Below are 19,851 nucleotides of genomic sequence, written 5' to 3' on the forward strand. Positions count from 1 at the left end.
CTTGTTTGGTACAATACTGATAGGGTGCATTATGCTTTTCAGAATAAATTATCTCCTGTACAGTTTATGTTATCGCTGACTAAATTACAATTACCAGTTTTAATGCCTCAAAAGTGCAAAATTGGGTGGCCTCATACAAGAGCTTGACTGATTATTAATAATCAGTTAGACTTTATATCATAAATAATAACTAACAGTTTGCGAATAACAGTATCCAAGCAATATTGTATATTTCTTGTATTCTGTCATCGCAGCTAAAAATAAAATAATATGGCAGAAAAATTTGAACGAATAAAGCCGCACGTTAATGTAGGAACAATTGGCCACGTTGACCATGGGAAAACTACTTTAACTGCTGCCATCCTTAAACAATTGAGTGCTAAAGGTTTTAATGCCCAAAAAAAGGGAGTTAACGAGATTGATAATGCTCCAGAAGAAAGGGATCGTGGTATTACTATTGCCTTAGCTCATGTTGAGTACGAAAGTGAAAAAAGACACTATGCCCATATCGACTGCCCGGGTCATGCTGATTATATTAAGAACATGATTACTGGCTCAGCTCAGATGGATGGTGCTATTTTGGTTGTGTCTGCTGCTGACGGCCCAATGCCTCAGACTAGAGAGCACGTTCTTTTAGCCCGTCAGGTCGGCGTGCCGGCAATTGTCGTATTTTTAAATAAAGTTGACCAGGTTGATGATCCTGAATTGATTGATTTAGTTGAGGCAGAAGTGAGAGAGCTTTTGACTAAATATGAATTTCCTGGAGACAAAATTCCATTTATCCGCGGTTCAGCTTTAAAGGCCCTGGAGGCAAGCTCTCCGGATTCAGAAGATGCTAAATGTATTTTCGAGCTTGTTAAAGCTTTGGATGAATACATTCCGGAACCAAAACGAGAAACCGATAAACCGTTTTTAATGCCGATTGAAGATATCTTCTCAATTGGAGGCCGCGGAACTGTGGTTACTGGAAAAATTGAAAGAGGAATCGTTAAAATTAACGAAGAAGTTGAAATTATTGGAATAAAGCCGACCCAGAAGACCGTAATTACTGGTATTGAAATGTTTAACAAGTCATTAGATGAGGGTATGGCAGGTGATAATGCCGGAATTCTCTTAAGAGGCTTAAAGAAAGAAGACGTAGAAAGAGGACAAGTTATTGCCAAGCCAGGTAGCGTTACTCCTCATAGTGAATTTGAAGGCGAAGTTTATATTTTATCTAAAGAAGAAGGCGGTCGTCATACTCCATTCTTCAAAGGATATAAGCCTCAGTTTTATATCCGTACCACTGATGTTACTGGTGATGTAACTTCATTGGCAGAAGGAACAGAAATGGTAATGCCTGGCGATACTGTCAAATTAAATATCAAACTTATCAACCCAGTAGCACTGGAAGAAAAACAAAGATTTGCCATTCGAGAAGGAGGCAAGACAGTTGGCGCAGGAGTAGTCACTAAAATCATCAAGTAATTTATTCGAAATAATGGTAAAAAAGAAAGAAATCGGAACCGAAGAGATAAAGCAGCGTTTGAGAATAAAGATCAAAGCGTTTGATCATAAAATTGTTGACCAATCAGCTAAGCAGATTATTGAGATTGCCGAGAGATACGGGGCCGAAGTAGTTGGTCCAATACCATTGCCAACTCATATTCAGAAATACACGGTTAATCGTTCAACCTTTGTTCATAAGAACGCGAGAGAACAGTTTGAGATGAGAACCCATAAGCGCGTGATTGATATACTCAATCCAGCGCCGAAGATTATTGATGCATTGATGAATTTAAACTTGCCTGCAGGCGTAGACATAGAGATTAAAATGTAACTACAAATTATTAAATGAATTTGTATTAATAAAATAGATGGAAAAGACAGCTAGCTGAGTTAGAAATACCGGGTAGCCGGTATTTTTCATTAGCATTTTCGTATAGTATGATAAAATTTATAATTGGGAAAAAAGTCGGAATGACTCAAATATATAACAAAGAAGGAATAGTTGTACCAGTTACTGTTATTGAAGCTGGGCCGTGTTTTATTACTCAAATCAGAACAAAAGAACCCAACAAAGACGGTTATGATGCTGTCCAGATTGGATTTCAGGAATTAAAGCCCCAAAAAATAAAAAAGCCGTTAAAACAAAAACCATTTAAATATCTGAAAGAATTCAGAGGAGATATAGATATTACAAAATTTAAAACTGGCGACAAAATTGATGTTTCAACTTTTCAAGAAGGAGATAAAATAAGAATTTCGGGGATTTCTAAAGGCAGAGGATTCCAGGGGGTTGTAAAAAGATATGGGTTCAAGGGTGGTTCAACTTCTCACGGAGACCCACATAGTTTAAGAAAACCCGGTTCTATTGGTTGCAGTTTTCCGGAAAAAGTAATAAAAGGAAAAAGAATGGCTGGTCATATGGGCATTGATAGAATCACGGTCAAAAATTTAAAAATCGCTGCAATAGATGCAGAGAATAATTTATTGGCAGTTTCTGGCGCAGTTCCGGGTCCCAATGGCGGATTAATCGAAATTCAAACTATTTAATTATGATTAAAGTATTGGTTCATAATTCAGAGGGGGAACAAGTAGGCACAATAAGTTTGCCAGAGGAAATTTTTGGCGTGAAAATTAATAATGATTTAATTTATCAGGCGGTAAACGCCCAGACGGCAAACAGCCGTTTTCATCTAGCCCATGCTAAAGACAGAAGCGAGGTGAGAGGCGGAGGCAAAAAACCATGGAGACAAAAAGGAACTGGCCGCGCCAGACATGGTTCAATTCGTTCCCCTTTATGGAGAGGCGGTGGCGTGACTTTCGGACCGAAGCTTGAGGAAAATTTTGAGAAAAAAATCAATAAAAAAGCCAAAAGAAAAGCTCTTTTTATGGTTTTAACTTCGAAGGTTCAGGATAAAGAATTGATTGTTTTAGATGAATTAAAGATAAAAGAACCAAAAACAAAAATAATGGCTGGAATTTTTGGTAAAATTCTTAAAGAAGTCAAAAAACCGAGCGTATTGATAACTATTTCCAAAAAAAATGAAAATATAATCATTGCCAGCAAAAATATTCCCAGTACAAAAACAATACTTGCCGACAGTTTAAATGTTTTAGATTTATTATCGTTTAAATATTTACTAATAGATAAAGAAGCAATTAAGGTAATTGAAAAGACTTATGGGACTGTTTAATGTTTTTAAAAAAAGACCCGCCGCAAGCGCGAAGCGCAAGCAGGCGGGCCCGCCTAAATCTGAAAGTTTTGGCGTGGAGCCCATTAAAAGGGCGCCAATGAAAAATAAGGAAATTACAGCTGCGATACTTTTAAAAGGACCACATATCAGCGAGAAGGCGACCAATCTTTCCGAAAGCGGAAAATATATTTTTAAAGTTTATTCTGATGCCAATAAATCAGAAATTAAAAAAGCTATTGCTAATCTTTATGGCGTAGCGGTTAAAAAGGTTAATATCATCAATATCAAAACCAAGAAAAGAATAATGAAAGGTAAAATTGGCGAAAAACCAGGATACAAAAAAGCCATTATTACTCTATGGAGAGGTCATAAAATCGAGATTTTACCGCATTAATTATGAAAAATTATAAACCAACAAGTCCAGGCACAAGAGGGAGAATCGGTATTGAATACAGTAAAATTTTAACTACTGACAAGCCGAAAAAATCTCTTCTCATGTCTTTCAAGAAACAAGCTGGCCGAAACAAACAAGGTAGGATTACTATTAGGCATCAAGGTGGAGGACACAAACAATTGTACCGCATCGTTGATTTCAGAAGAGATAAGATGAATATTCCGGCTAAAGTAAAAACTATTGAATATGATCCGAATAGGTCAGCTTTTATTGCTTTGATTTGTTATGCTGACGGAGAAAAAAGATATATTTTAGCTTCGCAGGAGATGAAAGTCGGAGATGAAATTATTACATCCGAGAAAACAATCATTAAATCCGGAAACAGAATGGCACTAAAAAATATTCCAGTGGGAACTTTTGTTTATAATATTGAATTGATTCCTAACCAAGGCGGGAAGATTGTCCGCACAGCTGGTTCAGGCGCGCAAGTCAGCGCCCAAGAAGGTCGGCATGTCCATTTAATCCTTCCTTCCGCGGAAATCAGGATGGTGAAAGCAGATTGCATGGCAACAATAGGCGCATTAAGCAATCCCGAGCATATTTTTACTAACCTTGGAAAGGCCGGCAGAATGAGATGGAAAGGAGTAAGGCCAAGGGTTAGGGGAACAGCGATGAATCCAGTTGACCATCCGCACGGCGGAGGAGAAGGTAAGACGTCGATTGGTTTGCGCAGAGGACCGAAAACTCCTTGGGGCAAGCAGGCTTTTGGCGTTAAAACCAGGAAAAATAGAAAATATTCTGATACATTTATAATTAGAAGAAGAATTCACAAAAAACGTAAATAAAAGTATGACACGAAGTTTAAAAAAAGGTCCTTGGGTGGATAAAAAATTAATAGAGAAAGTTAAGAAATTAAAATCTGGAGATAAAACCATAATTAGAACATGGTCTCGCGACTGTACTATAACGCCAGAAATGATAGGATTTACTTTTGGCGTGCATAATGGCAAAGACCATATTGTGGTTTTTGCAACAGAAGAAATGGTCGGTCATAAATTAGGAGAATTTTCTCCGACTAGGAAATTCACTAGTCACGGAGGCAAGATGCAGAGAGAAATCGAAAAAGGCACAGAAGAAACGGCGTCAGCACCAACGTTAGCACCCGTTGCAAAAACTAAATAAAAAATATGGAAATTAAAGCCAGTTTAAATTATTTAAGGATTGCTCCGAGAAAAGTTAGGTCAGTGATTGATTTAATCAGGGGCAAAGAAATAAAAGAAGCAGAAGCCCAGTTGAAATTTATCAGTCGAAGGGCAGCGGCTCCGATTTTGAAACTTGTGAACTCGGCTATTGCTAATGCTAAGAACAATCTTAATCTTGAAAAGGAAAATTTATTTATCAAAGAAATCAGAGTTGATGAGGGCGTTCCCAATAAAAGATGGATGCCGGTTTCAAGAGGCAGAGCGCATCCGATTATGAAAAGAACAAGCCATATAATTTTAGTGTTAGGGGTTAAAGATGGGGTTAAAATAAAAAAAGCCCAGCCCGTAAAATCAATAGAAATGGAAAAAACTCCGAAAGAAGCGCCTCCAGTTACGGTTGTGTCCACTCAGAAACCGGAGAAACCGAAATATAGACCTCTCAAAGAGACTAAAAAAGGAAAAGGATTTATCGGAAGCATTGCTAGAAAAATATTTAGAAGAAAATCAATGTAATTATGAGTCATAGAGTTCATCCAAAAGTTTTTAGAATAAAAGGCATTGAGGATTGGCAGTCGCAGTGGTTCAGCAAAAAAAACTACAAAAGTAATTTGGAGCAGGATATTAAAATCCGCGAATTTTTAAAAAAAGAATTAAAGCCGGCAATAGTTGACGAGATAATAATAAAGCGTTTGGCTAATTCCATTCATATTATAATCAAAGCCGCCAGGCCGGGCATTATTATCGGCCGCGGAGGAGCTGGAATCCAAGAACTTAAGAAACGAGTTATCAGTAAAGTTTTTAAAGGGAAAATAAAAGGTATAGACATTAAAATAGACGTAGAGGAAATTAGAAAAGCCGAAACCAAAGCAAATATTATCGGTCAGGCAATTGCCGAACAGCTGGAGCGAAGAATGCCTTTCAGGCGTGTAATTAAACAGACAATCGAAAAGGCAATACAGAATCCAGAGGTCAAGGGAATCAAAGTTTCTGTTTCCGGGCGTTTGAATGGTTCGGAAATGGCCCGTGATGAAAAATTAATTAAGGGTAGTTTACCTCTTCAGACAATCAGGGCAAATATTGATTATGCCCAGGTTAATGCTTACACAATTTACGGCGTGATCGGAATAAAAATTTGGATAAACAAAGGAGAGGTATTTGAAAAATAATATGCAGCCCAAAAAAGTAAAACATAGAAAATGGCATAAAGGTAGAAGAAGATTTAAAGGAAATTCCAAGGGTGGTACAGAATTAATTTTTGGAGCCTTTGGATTGAAAGCAGACGGTACAAAATGGATAACTGCCAGGCAGATCGAGTCAGCCAGAAGAACAATAGCCCATCATTTGCAGAAAGGTGGTAAGTTTTGGATTAGGGTTTTTACCGACAAGCCAGTAACCCAAAAAGGGCAGGAGGTGCCGATGGGTGGCGGTAAGGGAAGCGTTGAATATTATGTAGTTGCTGTTAAGCCGGGCAGAATACTTTTCGAAATAGACGGGGTTTCCGAGGAAATTGCAAAAGAGGCAATAAAATTAGCCAGCCATAAACTTCCGATCAGAACAAAATTTGTAAAAAGATAAATTATGAAAACAAAAGAATTCAAGCAAAAAACAGATAAAGAATTGAAAGAAACTCTTATCCATCTGAGAGATAATCTTCGAGAGTTAAGATTTAACCTAGCCAGCGGGAAAGTGAAGAATATCAACGAAATTCATAGGAATAGGCGCGATATTGCTAGAATATTAACACTTTTGAAACAACATGGACAAGAAAACAAATAAAAGAATATTAAAAGGTGTAGTAGTTTCTGATAAAATGGATAAAACCATTGTGGTTTTAGTTGAAAGGATCAAGGAACATCCCAAATACAGAAGAAGATATCGTGTTTCCAAAAAATACAAAGCTCATGATCCAGAGAAAAAATATCATATCGGAGACAAGATTTCTATTCAAGAATGCGGGCCAATATCAAAAGAAAAAAGATGGATAGTTTTATAATTATATGATTCAGGCAGGAACAAATTTAATTGTAGCTGACAATACTGGAGCGAAAGCAATCCGGGTGTTTAAGGTTTTGGGTGCAACCAGACGCAGATATGCTCAGATTGGCGATATTATTGTGGCTTCAGTTAAGAATGCCGAACCCAGAAAATTGGTTAAAAAGAAAGAAATAATCAGAGCGGTAATTGTTAGACAGAAAAGATCTTTGCGCAGAAAAGACGGTAGCTATATTAGATTTGATGATAATGCGGCCGTGATTCTGGACGGCAAAGAACCAAAAGGAAATAGAATTTTCGGCCCGGTAGCCAGAGAATTAAAAGATAAAGGTTTTGATAAAATAATTTCATTAGCAGCCGAGGTATTATAAAATATGGAAATCAAATCAGGCGACATAGTTTTAATCATTACCGGAAAAGACAAAAATAAAAGCGGAAAAGTGACCGAAGTCTATCCAAAAGACAATAGAATTACTATTGAAGGTTTAAATATCGTTAAAAGGCACAAGAAGCCAAAAAAAGAAGGAGAGAAGGGGCAGAGAGTAGAAGTGTCGCGTCCAATGAATATTTCTAATGTGAAGATAATCTGCCCGAAATGCAAAAAAGCCACCCGTATTGGGCATAGGATACTGGAGAAAAATAAGGCACGGATATGTAAAAAGTGCCTACAGGAAATATAATATGTTAAAGGAAAAATACATTAAAGAAGTAATACCTGAAATGAAAAAACGGTTTGGATACCGGAATGATTTGGCTGTGCCAAAAATCGAGAAAGTGGTAGTTAATATCGGAATCGGCAGTATCACTGTTTCTAAAGACGAAAAAACACAAGAATTAATTATCAGAGATTTGACTTTAATTACAGGCCAAAAGCCATTAATAACACTGGTCAAGAAAGCAATTTCTGCTTTTAAAACAAGAGAAGGAATGCCGGTCGGATTAAAAGTGACTTTGCACGGTAAAAGAATGTATGATTTTCTTTCTCGCCTGATAAATATTGTTTTGCCGAGAACCAGGGATTTTCGGGGATTAAATCCAAAATCAATCGATAAAGACGGCAATTTGACGATTGGCATCAAAGAACATATTATTTTCCCAGAAATATCCCAAGAAGACATCAGAAGGATTTTCGGCATGGAAATAACAATTGTAATTCACGAAAAAAATAAAGAAAGAGCATTGGAATTTTATAAACTAATGGGTTTTCCAATTAAATAAAACGTATGGCTAAGACATCCGATATTGCTAAATCACATAAAAAACCAAAGTTTTCAACGCGAAAAATCAACCGCTGTTTTCGCTGCGGTCGCAGACACGGCTATATGCGCAAATTCGGTTTGTGCCGTATTTGTTTCAGAGAATTAGCCAACAAAGGGGAACTTCCTGGTATTAAAAAATCAAGCTGGTAAACCCGTATATCGGGACAAGAATATATGAGAACAGATCCTATAAGCGACATGTTAACAAGGATAAGAAACGCTCAAGCAGTTGGACATAAAACTGTAGTTTTTCCGCACTCTAAAATCAAATTTGAATTGGCAAAACTTTTAAGCGTTGAAGGATATTTGGGCGCTGTTAAAGAATCGGGCAAGGAGACCAAAAAAGAATTGGAAGTGGATTTAAAATATAAAGACAACAAAAATATATCTCCTAAAATCCAGGGATTAATCAGAATAAGCAAGGCGGGACAAAGGATTTATGTTTCTAAAAACAATTTAATTAAGTTTTCACAGGGCCGCGGAATTATTATTCTCACAACTTCCAGCGGGCTTATGACTGACAGGGATGCCAAAAAAAATAGCTTGGGAGGAGAATTAATTTGTAGAGTTTTTTAATATTAATATGAGTAGAATCGGCAAACAACCAATAATTATTCCAGATGGAGTCGAAGTGAAAATCGATAAAGATTTAATATTGGTTAAAGGGGAAAAAGGCGAATTGACCCAAAAATTAACGTCAGAAATCGAAGTTGAAATCAAAGACAAAACGATTTTATTAAAAGAATTGAAGAAAACAAAAAACAGCTCTGCTTTATGGGGAACATTCAGGGCATTAATAGCTAATATGACGGAAGGAGTAAGTAAGGGATTTGAGAAAAAATTAATTATTGAAGGGATCGGCTATAAGGCGATGATGAGTGGGAATAAATTGGTTTTGAATTTAGGCTTTTCCCACTCCATAGAAGTTGAAGTTCCGAAGATGATAGAATTTAAAGTGGAGAAAAATACAATAACTATTTCCGGGATAGACAAACAGATGGTCGGCCAGACAGCCGCCGAAATCAGGAGTTACAGAAAGCCAGAGCCGTACAAAGGCAAAGGAATCAGATACGAAAATGAAATAGTCAGAAGAAAAGCCGGTAAGAAGGCAGTTGCGACAGCTGGATAAAATCATGAAAAAACAAAAACAAGAAAAAAGAATCGCCAGGCATAAAAGAATCAAAGCAAAAACAATAGGCAATGCAAAATGCCCGCGGCTTTGCGTTTTTAGAAGCAATAAGCATGTTTACGCGCAGTTAATAGACGACGAAAAAGGCAAAACATTAGTTTCTGCCAACGATAATGAAATAAAGAAGCTTCCCAAAGGGAAGGTGGCAATTGCACAAGAGGTTGGAAAATTATTGGCCGAAAAAGCAAAAGACCTACCTGCTGGCAAGCAGGTTGAAAAGGTTATTTTTGACCGGGCAGGATATAAATATCATGGAAGAATAAAATCATTAGCAGACGGAGCACGTATGGGGGGTTTAAAATTTTAAATTTATGACAGAAGAAAAAAAATTCGAAAGAAAACCAAGAACCAGAAGAGGTGATAGAAAAGAAGAGAAGTCAGAATTTGAGCAGAAACTTTTAGATATCCGCAGAACTGCTCGAATGGTTGCCGGAGGCAGAAGATTCAGCTTCCGAGCATTAGTTATTATCGGAAACAGGCAGGGCAAAGTTGGAATCGGTTTGGCGAAAGGAGCTGATGTGACTATCGCAGTCGAAAAAGCAGTGAATCAAGCCAAGAAGAATCTGATTCAAGTTCCGATTACAGAGAATAAATCAATCAGCCAGATGACTGAAGCAAAATTCGGTGCAGCTAAAGTTATGTTGAAACCAGCTCCGAAAGGAAGAGGAATTATTGCTGGTGGCGCAGTCAGAGTTATTTGCAATTTATCCGGAATAGAAAACGTGGTTTCCAAAATTATCGGAAGAACAACGAATAAATTAGCCAATGCTGAGGCAGCAATTGAAGCATTAAGAAAATTATCATAAAGAAGTCTGACTTCTTCATAATATGCAACTACATCAAGTAAAACCAATTTATTCCCAGAAAGCGAAAAAGCGTGTCGGCCGAGGAGGCAAACGCGGGACTTATTCTGGAAAGGGATTAAAAGGGCAATTATCAAGAGCTGGTAGAAAACTTAGGCCGGAAATCCGCGATTTTATCAAAAAAATTCCCAAAAAAAGAGGATACAGGTTTAAATCGTTTGCTACGAAACCGCAGATTGTTAATTTGAAGGATTTGGAAAAAAAGTATAATAATGGAGAAATAGTCAGTCCGGAAACATTGCTCGAAAAAAGATTAATTGTTAAAGTTAATAACAGGGTGCCAGATGTTAAAATTCTGGGTGATGGAAAATTAAAAAAGAAACTGAAAGTTGAAAATTGCAGAATGTCAAAATCCGTAGAAAAAATATGCAATGGTTAGAAAAAATTAAACAACTTTTCAAGGTTAAAGAATTAAGGAACAAAATATTATTTGTTGCCGGTTTATTAATAGTTTTTAGCCTGATTTCAAATATTCCAGTGCCGGGAGTTAATACAGAAAAACTCCGGGCATTTTTTCAAGGAAATCAGCTTTTTGGCTTGATTAATATTTTTACCGGAGGCGCAATGCAGAATTTTTCAATCGCTATGTTGGGTCTTGGACCATTTATTACTGCCACGATTATTTTACAGCTTTTAACCATGATTTTCCCGAAACTTAAAGAAATGTACCATGAATCAGGCCCGGAAGGACAGAGAAAATTTAACCAATACGGAAGAATTTTGACTGTTCCTCTGGCAGCCCTGCAAGCATATGCAATGATAAATCTTTTAACCAGCCAACAGATAGTTATTCCTCTGTCTTCATTCGCATTATTTACTGCCATTGCTACAATTACGGCCGGAGCGGTTTTTCTGATGTGGCTGGGCGAATTAATTTCCGAAAAAGGAATCGGCAACGGAGTTTCTTTATTGATTTTTGCCGGTATTGTCGGAAGAATTCCTTCATCTATCCAGCAGATTATCGCGACTTATACTCCGGCGCAATTGCCCGCATATCTGGGTTTTATAATTGTGGCAGTTCTGGTAATTGTCGGGGTCGTTATAATTAATGAGTCCCAGAGAAAAGTTCCTATTGCTTATGCAAAAAGGATTAAGGGGCGAAGAGTTTACGGCGGATTCTCGACTTATCTACCTTTAAAAGTCAACCAGGCAGGAGTGATTCCTATAATCTTTGCTTTGTCTATTATGCTTTTTCCGGGAATGATTGCCAAGTTTTTTTCGACTGCTTCCAACCTGACAATTGCGAAAATAGCGACATCAATCGGGAATATTTTTCAGGACCAGATTTTTTATGCTGTTGTTTATTTTATTTTAGTAGTAGTGTTTACCTTTTTTTATACTTCGGTTACTTTCGATCCGAAAGCGATTGCCGAAAATGTTCAGAAAAACGGTGGGTTTGTGCCGGGTATTAGGCCGGGTGAGAATACTGCTGCATTTTTCTCACACGTTTTATACAAGATTACTTTTGTCGGGGCTTTGTTTTTGGGTTTGATTGCTGTTTTGCCGACAATAGTCCAGGGAGCTACTGGCCTTGCTTCAATGACTATCGGAGGTACAGCGGTTTTAATCGTTGTTTCCGTGGTTTTGGAAACAATGAAGCAAGTTGAATCGCAATTAACAATGAGGGATTATGAAGGATTTTAAAAATTTTATTTTAATCGGACCGCCAGGATGCGGAAAAGGAACGCAGGCAAAACGCTTATTGGAACGTTTTAAAGGCGCTTATTATATTTCTACTGGCAAACTATTCAGGAAATTAACAGAACAAAAGACCGATGTTGGTGAAAGAATAAAATCAGTTGTTGAAAGCGGAGGACTGCCGTTTGATGATTTAGCCACCACTTTATGGATGTATGACATTGCCCAGAATCTTAAAAAAAATCAGGGGATTATTGCTGACGGGTTTCCGAGAAGATTACAGGAAGCGAAAGACTTGGATGATTTTTTGAAGTTTTTAGATAGAAAGAAAAATACTAAATTTATTCTTATTAATATTTCTGAAAAAGAAGCATTAAAAAGATTGCCCAAAAGAAACAGAGCTGATGACGAAGCAAAGGATATTAAAAAACGCTTTATTTTATACAAAAAAAGAACCGTTCCCGCAATAAATTATTTGAAAAAACATTATAATTTGGTTTATATTAACGGCGAACAAACAAGAGAAAATGTTTTTAAGGATATTTTAAAAGTAATAAAATAAATGGTGAATATTTACATAGAAAAAGAAATTGAAATAATGAAGCAGGGCGGAAGCATTTTGGCAAAAATAATAAAAAAAGTTGCCAAACATGCAAAACCCGGCATAACTACAAAAGAATTAGATGAGGTCGCTCAAGACCTTATTTTTTCTTACGGCGTAAAGCCGGCCTTTAAAGGTTTTAATAATTATCCGGCTGTTTTATGCGCTTCTGTGAATGAAGAAATAGTTCACGCAGTGCCGAGCAATAGGAAATTGAAACAAGGAGATTTATTGACTCTTGATTTAGGAATCAGATTCCCAGCAAACGGGACGAGTAGAGGGTATTGCACTGACATGGCTATAACCCTGCCGATCGGCAAAATAGATAAAAAACTGAAAAAATTAATTGCAGCAACAAAAAGATCTTTGGAAATTGCAATTAAACAATGCAGGCCGGGCAGACATTTGGGCGATATTGGATGGGCAATACAGAGTTATGTTGAAAAAAAAGGATTTAATGTTATTCGGGATTTGGTCGGGCACGGAATTGGCAAAAGTGTCCATGAAGATCCGCAGATTTTAAATTATGGCAAGAAAGGAACAGGTCTCGAACTTGTTGAGGGTATGGTTCTGGCAATTGAGCCGATGATTATAACTGGCAATTGGAAAATTGAAAAAACCGAAGACGGATTCGGCTTCCGATCCAAAGATTATAGCATTTCCGCCCATTTCGAACACACTATCGCGATTACAAAAAAAGGGACAAAAATACTCACATCGTGATATAATTTAAGTATGGAAAATAAAATACATTTATCTGTAGTGATACCTGCTTATAACGAGGAAAAAAGGATTGCAACCACGCTTTTAGATATTGATAAATATCTATCAGAGCAGAAATATGATTACGAAATTATCGTTATTAGCGATGGGTCAAAGGACAATACAGCACAAGTGGTGAACAAAATGGGAGAATTAATAAGAAATCTGCGCTTGATCGACAACAAAGAAAATCATGGCAAAGGTTGGGTGGTGAAGCAGGCGATGCTGGAAGCAAAAGGGAAATATAGATTATTTATGGACGCCGATAATTCAACACCAATCGACCATTTGGACGGGTTCTGGCCATACATCAAAAAGGATTACGATATTGTAATTGGCTCGATAGAAGTAAAGGGGGCAAAAATCAAAGAAACCGCTGCCTGGTACCGCCGATTACTAGGGAGATTAGCGAAATATATAATTCGAATCGTGACTGGTCTTTGGGAAATTCATGATTCTCAACGAGGGTTTAAGCTTTTTACCGATAAAGCAGTTGATCAGATTTTTCTCAAACAAACTCTCAATCGCTGGGGGTTTGATTTTGAAATCCTGTCATTGGCAAAAAAAATGGGATTCAAAACAAAAGAACTGCCAGTGGACTGGAATAACCCGCCAGGAGCGGTTACATTAATGAGCTATCTTAAAACTTTTTGGGAATTATTAAAAATTAAATGGAATTTTTTAACAGACAAATATAAGATAAATGAAAAAAAATAACTCCCAATATATTTCCGAATTAAGGCAGGACCCAGTCAGTGGAGATTGGATGATTGTGGCAACTGGCAGGGCAAAAAAACCGAATAGTTTCATCGGCGGCCGCCAGAAATTTGAGCAGAAAATTTCCGACTGTCCTTTTGAAAATCCGCAAATCACGGGTCACAGCGAACCGCTTTTAATTTATGGTAAGGGGAATAAATGGAGTTTACAGGTTATTAAAAACAAATTTCCAATTATAGGTTATGGCCAATGCCCAATATCTCATAAGGAAGGGCCATATACAGTAATGGAAGGAGTGGGTTTTCATGAAATTGTTATTACTCGCGACCATAAAAAACATCTGGCCTTGATGCCGGTTGAAAAAGTAGCGGAGGTTTTGAAAGCATACCAGGAACGTTATATTGCCTTAATGGATCACCAGTGCGTAAATTATGTTTTTATTTTCCACAATCACGGCAAAGAAGCAGGCGCATCAATCTCTCATCCTCATTCGCAGATAATTGCTCTAACTGTTTTACCCAGCGACGTTAAGCGCAGTTTAAGTGGCGCAAAAAGATATTATAAAGAGCATCACAAATGCGTTCATTGTGAAATGTTAAAATGCGAAAAAAAGGAAAAAAACCGATGCGTTTTTCATAATGAGCATTTTGTAGTTTTTTCGCCGTTTGTGCCGCGCGTTAATTTCGAATTAAGAATTTATCCCCGCAAACACCAGTCAAATTTTAAAGAAATAACCGAGGCCGAAAGAATGTCTTTGGGCGAAGCACTTCAGCAGGCGCTTTACCGGCTTTATAAGGGACTTAAAGATCCTGCCTACAACTTTTTTATCCACACTGCGCCTTGTGACGGCAGAGATTATAAATATTACCATTGGCATATTGAAATTCTGCCGAAAACAAATACATGGGCAGGCATTGAATTGGGCACAGGAGTTGAAATTATCAGCGTTAAACCAGAGGAAGTTGCTAAGTTTTTAAGAGGAGTCAAAATTGATTAATATGAATATTCCCCACGAATTGATTGTGGTTGGTATAGCTGCCATACCCATAGGCGAATTAAGGGTGGCGATTCCCGTAGCTATGGTAGTTTATAAAATGTCGGTTTGGTCCGCTTTTCTTTGGTCATTAATTGGCAATTTAATTCCGATTGTTTTTATTATTTTGGGTTTGGATTTATTAATAAATAGATTTGCAATCCATAGAATTTATTTTTTAAATAAGTTTTTTAATTGGCTTTTTGAAAAAACGAGGAAAAAACACACAAAAATTTTTGAGCGTTGGCAATATCTGGCTTTAACAATTTTTGTGGCAATTCCTTTGCCGGGTACTGGGGCATGGACAGGCTCGTTAATTGCTTATGTTTTTGGAATTCCTTTAAAACGCGCCTTTCCAGCAATTGCCGCCGGAGTTTTAATAGCAGGAATTCTGGTAAGTCTAATTACGTTAGGAATAATTAATTTACCACTTATATGAAACCATTAATTGTCGCAAATTGGAAAATGAATCCTTCTACTATTAAAGAGGCAAAGGAACTTTTTAATAAGGTAAAAAAAACCGGCGCAATTATTTGCGCGCCATTTACTTATCTTTCTGAATTAAAATCCGATAATTTATGCGCCCAGAATTGTTATTGGGAAGCATCCGGGCCGTATACTGGCGAAATTTCCCTGGATATGCTGAAAGATTTAGGAGTTGCTTATGTAATTATCGGCCATTCGGAAAGAAGAGTGCATTTTAAAGAGACAGATGAAATGATAAATAAAAAACTTAAAGCCGCGCTTGCAACGGATTTAAGGCCGATTTTGTGCATTGGCGAGAAAAAAGGAGAAGACGCCAAAGAGGTAATTAAAAAGCAATTGGAACAGGATTTAAACGGAATTTCGAAAAAAGATTTAGACAGAATAATTATTGCTTATGAGCCGGTTTGGGCAATTGGAACAGGAGATTTTTGTGAAGCATCTAAAGCCAAAGAATCTTTGGAATCCATAAAAGAAAAACTTAATAATAAGGTTTTATACGGCGGAAGTGTAAATAGCAAAATTTCCAAGGATTATATTGATGTTGGATTTGACGGATTATTAGTTGGAGGAGCCAGTTTAAAAGTAGATGAATTTATAAAAATAAATCAAAATGTCTAAGATTGAAACACTTAAAAAATTAGATGTAAAAAATAAACGCGCATTAGTGCGTGTTAATTTCGACGTGCCATTAGACGAAAAAGGAAAAATTGCCGATAATTTCAGGATTAAAGAAAGTTTGCCGACAATAGAATATTTAATCAAACAAAAAGCAAAAATTATTTTAATTTCCCATTTAGGGCGCCCCGCCTTATCGGTAGGCGGGTCCAATAAAAGGAAAAACAGTAAGCTGTCTTTGAAGTCAATTGCTGATGAATTAGGAAAACTATTAAAAAAGAAAGTTGGTTTTTCCGAAGATATTTTTGGCAAGGATATTGGACACAACAATATTTTGCTTTTGGAAAATATCAGATTTTGGGCTGATGAAGAAAAAAATTCCCTTGAGTTTGCCAAAAAATTAGCGAAATTAGGGGATGTTTTTATTAATGAAGCATTCGCTGTTTCACACCGCGAACATGCTTCGATTGTGGGCATTCCGAAGTTTTTACCTTCTGCACCAGGATTTTTATTTGAAAAAGAGATAGAAAAATTAGGTAAGATTATAAAAAATCCCAAAAAACCATTGGTGGCCATTATTGGCGGAGCGAAAATCGAAACGAAAATAAAAGTAATTAATAAATTCTTAAAAATTGCTGATAAGGTTTTGATTGGTGGGGCTCTAGCAAACACAATTTTTGCCAGTAAGGGTATTACCATGGGCGGATCATTAATTGATAAGAATTCTTTCAGAGAGGTCAAGAAAATAAACTTAAAGAGCCCAAAATTATTTTTACCCATTGATTTAAGAATTTGGGACGGCAAGAATGCGCTTTATCGGGATATCAAACCATTGCAATGGTTTGAAAAAGCATTGGATATCGGGCCAAAAACAATGCATCTGTTTTGCGATATAGTGATGAATGCAAAAATGGTTGTCTGGAACGGCCCATTGGGATTAACTGATAAGAAGCCATTTGATGAGGCATCTATGAGATTGATCAAGGCGATTAATAAAAGCAATGCTTATGCGATTGTTGGCGGCGGGGATACAATCGGATTCATAAATAAGATCGGCAAAGGAAAGGTTTTTGATTGGATGTCTACTGGCGGCGGAGCAATGCTGGATTATTTGGCAAATGATACCCTGCCGGGTATTGAAGCTCTTAGAAAATAGCTTTTTTAAATTATGCAAAAAATTTGGAAAATTAGTGAACCGGCGTCGAGTGAATTTCTGAAAAAATTTCCCGAATATCAAAAAATAACCCTGCAAATGCTTTGGGACAGAGGATTGAAAACTCAGAAAGAAATTGACGAGTTCTTCAATCCTGATTATGACCAGGATTTGCATGACCCCTTTTTACTAAAAGACGTAAAAAAGACGCTGGAAAGAATCGAGCAAGCAGCTAAAAGCCACGAGAAAGTGGCTATTTTTGCTGATTACGACGCTGATGGCATTTGCGGCGCAGTTTTGCTTCACGAAGTTTTGGAAATTTATAATATTAATCCCGAAGTTTATATCCCTGACAGAAATTCCGAAGGTTATGGCTTAAATTTAAAAGCTGTTGAACAGATTTCTAAAAGGGGAGTAAAATTAATTCTCACTATTGATTGTGGTATAACTGATGTAGAGGAAGTAAAATTGGCCAATGAGCTGAATATGGACGTGATTATTGTTGACCATCACGAAATCCCCACTTCTTCGGTGGGCAGGCCCAAATTACCCGCTGCGTTTGCCATTATCAATCCCAAACAGAAAAAATGCAAATATCCATTTAAGAAATTGGCAGGCGCAGGCGTGGCATTTAAACTGTTTCAGGCAGCAAGAATTACAAAAAATCTGCCAGTATCGCGGGAAAAATGGCTTTTGGATTTAGCAGCGATCGCCACAGTTACTGATTCAATGTTAATTTTGGGAGAAAATAGGACTATAGTGAAATATGGGCTGATTGTTTTGTCTCAGACAAAAAGATTAGGTTTGCAGGCTCTAATGGAAAAAGCGAGAATAAAAGGCAATTTAAACACTTATACAATAGGATTTATTTTGGGGCCGAGAATTAATGCAGCTAGCCGCGTTGACCACGGCACAGTTGCTTTCCGGCTTTTGTTAAGTAAGGACAAAATCGAAGCAGGTGGATTGGCAGACAGTTTGGAATTAAAAAATCAGGAACGGCAGAGGCAGATGGAGAGAATTTTTAAAGAAGCGCGCACAAGAGTATTAAAAACCAAGAATAAAAAGAAAATTATATTCGAGGCGGATGAAACGTGGACATCGGGATTAGCCGGTTTAATTGCGCAGAAATTAAAGGACGAATTCTGGAGGCCGGCATTTATCTGCCAATTGTCGAAAAACCACGCTGTTTGTTCAGCCAGGGGAGGCGTGGCAGGATTTGATGTTATAGACGCGCTCGATAAATGCAAAGGATTACTGGAAGAATACGGCGGACACCCTTTTGCTGGAGCATTCAGGGCAGATGTTTGTAATTTGGGAAAAATTCAGAAAATATTGGAGAAAACAGCCAATAAAAAACTCAAAAAAGAAGATATTGCTCCGTTTTTGAATATTGATGCCGAGATTGAAGCAGATGAAATAAATTGGAAGGTTTTTGAGGAGATTGAAAGATTCCAACCATTCGGTAGCAATAATACAGCTCCGTTATTCGTGATGAGAAAATTAAAAATAATCGGAATGAAAAATGTCGGTTCAAGGGAAAATCATTTGAAATTATATTTAGAAAAAGAAACAAAAGAAGGAATTAAAAAATTCAGCGCTATTGGTTTTAACTTGGTGAATTCTTGTGCTAAAATAGAATTAGGGGATAAAATAGATATTGTTTTCGAGATACTAGCCAATGAATGGAATAACACCAAAGAATTAGAGTTTAAAATTATGGACTTGAAAAAAATATGAAGATAATGATTTATACAGACGGTGGAAGTAGGGGGAACCCAGGACCAGGGGCGATTGGAGTGATTTTTTCCGACGAAAAAGGGAAAATAATCAAAGAATATGCGGAAAAAATCGGCAGGGCGACAAATAATGAGGCTGAATATGAAGCAGTAATTTTTGCTTTACAGAAAGCCAAACTGCTTTTTGGCAAGAAACAGGCAAAAGAAATGGACTTAGAGTTAAGAACGGACAGCGAACTTATTTTTAAACAGATGAACGGCAAGTATAAGATTTTAGACCGCAAAATTGAACAATTATTTCTGAAAACTTGGAATTTAAAAATTGATTTTGGCAATGTAAAATTTGTCTACATTCCTCGAAACAACAATACAGAAGCGGATAGACTGGTTAATCGAGCATTGGATTCTAAAACAAAAGAAGACAACGGATTGCCGGGAATATAAAATTGAAAGAATATAAAAAAAACATCGAAGCAATAGCTTCGATATTTTTATTGTCCCAGTAAGTCTATAAGCCGAATTCTGTAATCGATGATCATTTATCTAGCCCCGACGTTACCGTCGGAGTCGAGCGAGTTACCTTTCACTAGCAGAAAATCATAATCACTTCCCGCTAGATATTTACTCTTGCACCCACCTAGGAATTTAGCTCCGACGCTCTTACGAGGTCGGAGTCCCGACTTTTACGTCGGGACCGTTTCACTCCGGACTTAACCGGTTCGTCTCTGTTCGCATCCCTCATCTTACGATGGACGGGCGTTACCCGCTAGGCTGTTTCCCGACATAGGTCGGGAGAGTGTTCGGACTTTCCTCCCCAATATGAATCAGGGTAATCATCCGACTTACTAGGACAAATTTATTGTATTACAAAAAAATGTAAAAGTCAAGCGCAAATGTTTTAGATACGGACATTTTGCACTCTTAATCCGAGAGTTTGGTTAGGAGTTTTACCGTTTAGACCACAATGTTTTGTATCATTGTAGTACATATTCCATAATCGTAATTTGTATTTTAATTCTTCAAAACTATTAA

31 protein-coding genes and 1 other RNA gene are annotated in these 19,851 nt (G+C 37.2%); 31 read left to right on the forward strand and 1 reads right to left on the reverse strand.

Annotated features, from left to right (window positions below):
• The first annotated feature begins 270 nt into the window (after positions 1-270).
• From tuf to KKI21_03435, 31 genes are all read left to right on the forward strand, one after another.
• Positions 271-1,467, forward strand: coding sequence for an elongation factor Tu (tuf, locus tag KKI21_03285; protein ID MBU4285223.1), 1,197 nt, complete (start codon positions 271-273; stop codon positions 1,465-1,467).
• A gap of 13 nt (positions 1,468-1,480) precedes the next feature.
• The gene (rpsJ, locus tag KKI21_03290; GenBank protein MBU4285224.1) at positions 1,481-1,819 is read left to right on the forward strand and encodes a 30S ribosomal protein S10; all 339 of its coding nucleotides are present in this window, start codon (positions 1,481-1,483) and stop codon (positions 1,817-1,819) included.
• A gap of 107 nt (positions 1,820-1,926) precedes the next feature.
• A complete protein-coding gene (rplC, locus tag KKI21_03295; protein ID MBU4285225.1) occupies positions 1,927-2,535 on the forward strand; it encodes a 50S ribosomal protein L3 in 609 nt (202 codons plus the stop codon).
• A 2-nt stretch (positions 2,536-2,537) separates the two neighbouring features.
• A complete protein-coding gene (rplD, locus tag KKI21_03300) occupies positions 2,538-3,179 on the forward strand; it encodes a 50S ribosomal protein L4 (GenBank protein ID MBU4285226.1) in 642 nt (213 codons plus the stop codon).
• 97 nt (positions 3,180-3,276) lie between these two features.
• Positions 3,277-3,573, forward strand: coding sequence for a 50S ribosomal protein L23 (rplW, locus tag KKI21_03305; protein MBU4285227.1), 297 nt, complete (start codon positions 3,277-3,279; stop codon positions 3,571-3,573).
• 2 nt (positions 3,574-3,575) lie between these two features.
• Positions 3,576-4,418, forward strand: a complete 843-nt coding sequence (rplB, locus tag KKI21_03310; GenBank protein ID MBU4285228.1) for a 50S ribosomal protein L2 — start codon at positions 3,576-3,578, stop codon at positions 4,416-4,418.
• 4 nt (positions 4,419-4,422) lie between these two features.
• Positions 4,423-4,755 carry a 30S ribosomal protein S19 gene (gene rpsS / locus KKI21_03315; protein MBU4285229.1) on the forward strand — a complete coding sequence of 111 codons (333 nt, stop codon included), beginning with the start codon at positions 4,423-4,425 and terminating at the stop codon, positions 4,753-4,755.
• 5 nt (positions 4,756-4,760) lie between these two features.
• Positions 4,761-5,288, forward strand: a complete 528-nt coding sequence (gene rplV / locus KKI21_03320) for a 50S ribosomal protein L22 (GenBank protein ID MBU4285230.1) — start codon at positions 4,761-4,763, stop codon at positions 5,286-5,288.
• Between the two features lie 2 nt (positions 5,289-5,290).
• Complete coding sequence (rpsC, locus tag KKI21_03325) at positions 5,291-5,941, forward strand: 30S ribosomal protein S3 (GenBank protein ID MBU4285231.1); 651 nt, start codon at positions 5,291-5,293, stop codon at positions 5,939-5,941.
• 1 nt (position 5,942) lies between these two features.
• On the forward strand, positions 5,943-6,350 hold the full coding sequence (gene rplP, locus KKI21_03330) for a 50S ribosomal protein L16 (protein MBU4285232.1): 408 nt from the start codon (positions 5,943-5,945) through the stop codon (positions 6,348-6,350).
• A gap of 3 nt (positions 6,351-6,353) precedes the next feature.
• Positions 6,354-6,551 (forward strand): 50S ribosomal protein L29, encoded by a 198-nt coding sequence (gene rpmC, locus KKI21_03335; protein MBU4285233.1) that lies wholly within the window; start codon positions 6,354-6,356, stop codon positions 6,549-6,551.
• Entirely contained in the window at positions 6,532-6,768 is a 237-nt protein-coding gene (gene rpsQ, locus KKI21_03340) for a 30S ribosomal protein S17 (GenBank protein MBU4285234.1), read from the forward strand. The genes rpmC and rpsQ overlap by 20 nt, the downstream gene beginning before the upstream one ends.
• Positions 6,769-6,772: 4 nt before the next feature.
• The gene (rplN, locus tag KKI21_03345) at positions 6,773-7,138 is read left to right on the forward strand and encodes a 50S ribosomal protein L14 (protein MBU4285235.1); all 366 of its coding nucleotides are present in this window, start codon (positions 6,773-6,775) and stop codon (positions 7,136-7,138) included.
• Positions 7,139-7,141: 3 nt separating this feature from the next.
• Positions 7,142-7,447, forward strand: a complete 306-nt coding sequence (gene rplX / locus KKI21_03350) for a 50S ribosomal protein L24 (GenBank protein ID MBU4285236.1) — start codon at positions 7,142-7,144, stop codon at positions 7,445-7,447.
• A gap of 1 nt (position 7,448) precedes the next feature.
• Positions 7,449-7,985, forward strand: a complete 537-nt coding sequence (gene rplE / locus KKI21_03355) for a 50S ribosomal protein L5 (GenBank protein ID MBU4285237.1) — start codon at positions 7,449-7,451, stop codon at positions 7,983-7,985.
• Between the two features lie 5 nt (positions 7,986-7,990).
• Entirely contained in the window at positions 7,991-8,176 is a 186-nt protein-coding gene (locus KKI21_03360) for a type Z 30S ribosomal protein S14 (GenBank protein ID MBU4285238.1), read from the forward strand.
• A 24-nt stretch (positions 8,177-8,200) separates the two neighbouring features.
• Positions 8,201-8,602, forward strand: coding sequence for a 30S ribosomal protein S8 (gene rpsH, locus KKI21_03365; GenBank protein ID MBU4285239.1), 402 nt, complete (start codon positions 8,201-8,203; stop codon positions 8,600-8,602).
• 7 nt (positions 8,603-8,609) lie between these two features.
• The gene (gene rplF, locus KKI21_03370; GenBank protein ID MBU4285240.1) at positions 8,610-9,155 is read left to right on the forward strand and encodes a 50S ribosomal protein L6; all 546 of its coding nucleotides are present in this window, start codon (positions 8,610-8,612) and stop codon (positions 9,153-9,155) included.
• A 4-nt stretch (positions 9,156-9,159) separates the two neighbouring features.
• Positions 9,160-9,522 (forward strand): 50S ribosomal protein L18, encoded by a 363-nt coding sequence (rplR, locus tag KKI21_03375; protein ID MBU4285241.1) that lies wholly within the window; start codon positions 9,160-9,162, stop codon positions 9,520-9,522.
• A gap of 4 nt (positions 9,523-9,526) precedes the next feature.
• A complete protein-coding gene (locus tag KKI21_03380) occupies positions 9,527-10,021 on the forward strand; it encodes a 30S ribosomal protein S5 (GenBank protein MBU4285242.1) in 495 nt (164 codons plus the stop codon).
• A 22-nt stretch (positions 10,022-10,043) separates the two neighbouring features.
• On the forward strand, positions 10,044-10,457 hold the full coding sequence (locus tag KKI21_03385) for an uL15 family ribosomal protein (protein ID MBU4285243.1): 414 nt from the start codon (positions 10,044-10,046) through the stop codon (positions 10,455-10,457).
• Entirely contained in the window at positions 10,445-11,722 is a 1,278-nt protein-coding gene (gene secY, locus KKI21_03390; GenBank protein MBU4285244.1) for a preprotein translocase subunit SecY, read from the forward strand. Before KKI21_03385 ends, secY begins: the two co-directional genes overlap by 13 nt.
• Positions 11,709-12,278 (forward strand): nucleoside monophosphate kinase, encoded by a 570-nt coding sequence (locus KKI21_03395; protein MBU4285245.1) that lies wholly within the window; start codon positions 11,709-11,711, stop codon positions 12,276-12,278. The genes secY and KKI21_03395 overlap by 14 nt, the downstream gene beginning before the upstream one ends.
• Positions 12,279-13,040 (forward strand): type I methionyl aminopeptidase, encoded by a 762-nt coding sequence (map, locus tag KKI21_03400; GenBank protein ID MBU4285246.1) that lies wholly within the window; start codon positions 12,279-12,281, stop codon positions 13,038-13,040.
• 24 nt (positions 13,041-13,064) lie between these two features.
• Positions 13,065-13,796: a glycosyltransferase family 2 protein gene (locus KKI21_03405; GenBank protein ID MBU4285247.1), complete on the forward strand. Its 732-nt coding sequence runs from the start codon at positions 13,065-13,067 to the stop codon at positions 13,794-13,796.
• Entirely contained in the window at positions 13,783-14,793 is a 1,011-nt protein-coding gene (galT, locus tag KKI21_03410; protein ID MBU4285248.1) for a galactose-1-phosphate uridylyltransferase, read from the forward strand. The genes KKI21_03405 and galT overlap by 14 nt, the downstream gene beginning before the upstream one ends.
• A gap of 1 nt (position 14,794) precedes the next feature.
• On the forward strand, positions 14,795-15,268 hold the full coding sequence (locus KKI21_03415; protein ID MBU4285249.1) for a small multi-drug export protein: 474 nt from the start codon (positions 14,795-14,797) through the stop codon (positions 15,266-15,268).
• Positions 15,265-15,933 carry a triose-phosphate isomerase gene (tpiA, locus tag KKI21_03420; GenBank protein ID MBU4285250.1) on the forward strand — a complete coding sequence of 223 codons (669 nt, stop codon included), beginning with the start codon at positions 15,265-15,267 and terminating at the stop codon, positions 15,931-15,933. The genes KKI21_03415 and tpiA overlap by 4 nt, the downstream gene beginning before the upstream one ends.
• Positions 15,926-17,086, forward strand: a complete 1,161-nt coding sequence (locus tag KKI21_03425) for a phosphoglycerate kinase (GenBank protein MBU4285251.1) — start codon at positions 15,926-15,928, stop codon at positions 17,084-17,086. Before tpiA ends, KKI21_03425 begins: the two co-directional genes overlap by 8 nt.
• Before the next feature lie 12 nt (positions 17,087-17,098).
• Entirely contained in the window at positions 17,099-18,820 is a 1,722-nt protein-coding gene (gene recJ / locus KKI21_03430) for a single-stranded-DNA-specific exonuclease RecJ (GenBank protein MBU4285252.1), read from the forward strand.
• Positions 18,817-19,263 (forward strand): ribonuclease HI family protein, encoded by a 447-nt coding sequence (locus KKI21_03435; protein MBU4285253.1) that lies wholly within the window; start codon positions 18,817-18,819, stop codon positions 19,261-19,263. Before recJ ends, KKI21_03435 begins: the two co-directional genes overlap by 4 nt.
• Before the next feature lie 51 nt (positions 19,264-19,314).
• On the opposite strand, the gene rnpB is transcribed toward KKI21_03435, so the two are convergent.
• Positions 19,315-19,668, reverse strand: an RNA gene (rnpB, locus tag KKI21_03440) — RNase P RNA component class A.
• Positions 19,669-19,851: the final 183 nt, after the last annotated feature.

It is taken from the genome of Patescibacteria group bacterium, assembly GCA_018897295.1.
Taxonomy (GTDB): Bacteria; Patescibacteriota; Minisyncoccia; order RBG-13-40-8-A; family RBG-13-40-8-A; genus JAHILA01.

Coding starts and splice junctions, on each gene's coding strand:
- tuf (MBU4285223.1), top strand. CDS start 271: ATGGCAGAAAAATTTGAACGAATAAAGCCGCACGTTAATGTAGGAACA.
- rpsJ (MBU4285224.1), top strand. CDS start 1,481: ATGGTAAAAAAGAAAGAAATCGGAACCGAAGAGATAAAGCAGCGTTTG.
- rplC (MBU4285225.1), top strand. CDS start 1,927: ATGATAAAATTTATAATTGGGAAAAAAGTCGGAATGACTCAAATATAT.
- rplD (MBU4285226.1), top strand. CDS start 2,538: ATGATTAAAGTATTGGTTCATAATTCAGAGGGGGAACAAGTAGGCACA.
- rplW (MBU4285227.1), top strand. CDS start 3,277: ATGAAAAATAAGGAAATTACAGCTGCGATACTTTTAAAAGGACCACAT.
- rplB (MBU4285228.1), top strand. CDS start 3,576: ATGAAAAATTATAAACCAACAAGTCCAGGCACAAGAGGGAGAATCGGT.
- rpsS (MBU4285229.1), top strand. CDS start 4,423: ATGACACGAAGTTTAAAAAAAGGTCCTTGGGTGGATAAAAAATTAATA.
- rplV (MBU4285230.1), top strand. CDS start 4,761: ATGGAAATTAAAGCCAGTTTAAATTATTTAAGGATTGCTCCGAGAAAA.
- rpsC (MBU4285231.1), top strand. CDS start 5,291: ATGAGTCATAGAGTTCATCCAAAAGTTTTTAGAATAAAAGGCATTGAG.
- rplP (MBU4285232.1), top strand. CDS start 5,943: ATGCAGCCCAAAAAAGTAAAACATAGAAAATGGCATAAAGGTAGAAGA.
- rpmC (MBU4285233.1), top strand. CDS start 6,354: ATGAAAACAAAAGAATTCAAGCAAAAAACAGATAAAGAATTGAAAGAA.
- rpsQ (MBU4285234.1), top strand. CDS start 6,532: ATGGACAAGAAAACAAATAAAAGAATATTAAAAGGTGTAGTAGTTTCT.
- rplN (MBU4285235.1), top strand. CDS start 6,773: ATGATTCAGGCAGGAACAAATTTAATTGTAGCTGACAATACTGGAGCG.
- rplX (MBU4285236.1), top strand. CDS start 7,142: ATGGAAATCAAATCAGGCGACATAGTTTTAATCATTACCGGAAAAGAC.
- rplE (MBU4285237.1), top strand. CDS start 7,449: ATGTTAAAGGAAAAATACATTAAAGAAGTAATACCTGAAATGAAAAAA.
- KKI21_03360 (MBU4285238.1), top strand. CDS start 7,991: ATGGCTAAGACATCCGATATTGCTAAATCACATAAAAAACCAAAGTTT.
- rpsH (MBU4285239.1), top strand. CDS start 8,201: ATGAGAACAGATCCTATAAGCGACATGTTAACAAGGATAAGAAACGCT.
- rplF (MBU4285240.1), top strand. CDS start 8,610: ATGAGTAGAATCGGCAAACAACCAATAATTATTCCAGATGGAGTCGAA.
- rplR (MBU4285241.1), top strand. CDS start 9,160: ATGAAAAAACAAAAACAAGAAAAAAGAATCGCCAGGCATAAAAGAATC.
- KKI21_03380 (MBU4285242.1), top strand. CDS start 9,527: ATGACAGAAGAAAAAAAATTCGAAAGAAAACCAAGAACCAGAAGAGGT.
- KKI21_03385 (MBU4285243.1), top strand. CDS start 10,044: ATGCAACTACATCAAGTAAAACCAATTTATTCCCAGAAAGCGAAAAAG.
- secY (MBU4285244.1), top strand. CDS start 10,445: ATGCAATGGTTAGAAAAAATTAAACAACTTTTCAAGGTTAAAGAATTA.
- KKI21_03395 (MBU4285245.1), top strand. CDS start 11,709: ATGAAGGATTTTAAAAATTTTATTTTAATCGGACCGCCAGGATGCGGA.
- map (MBU4285246.1), top strand. CDS start 12,279: ATGGTGAATATTTACATAGAAAAAGAAATTGAAATAATGAAGCAGGGC.
- galT (MBU4285248.1), top strand. CDS start 13,783: ATGAAAAAAAATAACTCCCAATATATTTCCGAATTAAGGCAGGACCCA.
- KKI21_03415 (MBU4285249.1), top strand. CDS start 14,795: ATGAATATTCCCCACGAATTGATTGTGGTTGGTATAGCTGCCATACCC.
- tpiA (MBU4285250.1), top strand. CDS start 15,265: ATGAAACCATTAATTGTCGCAAATTGGAAAATGAATCCTTCTACTATT.
- KKI21_03425 (MBU4285251.1), top strand. CDS start 15,926: ATGTCTAAGATTGAAACACTTAAAAAATTAGATGTAAAAAATAAACGC.
- recJ (MBU4285252.1), top strand. CDS start 17,099: ATGCAAAAAATTTGGAAAATTAGTGAACCGGCGTCGAGTGAATTTCTG.
- KKI21_03435 (MBU4285253.1), top strand. CDS start 18,817: ATGAAGATAATGATTTATACAGACGGTGGAAGTAGGGGGAACCCAGGA.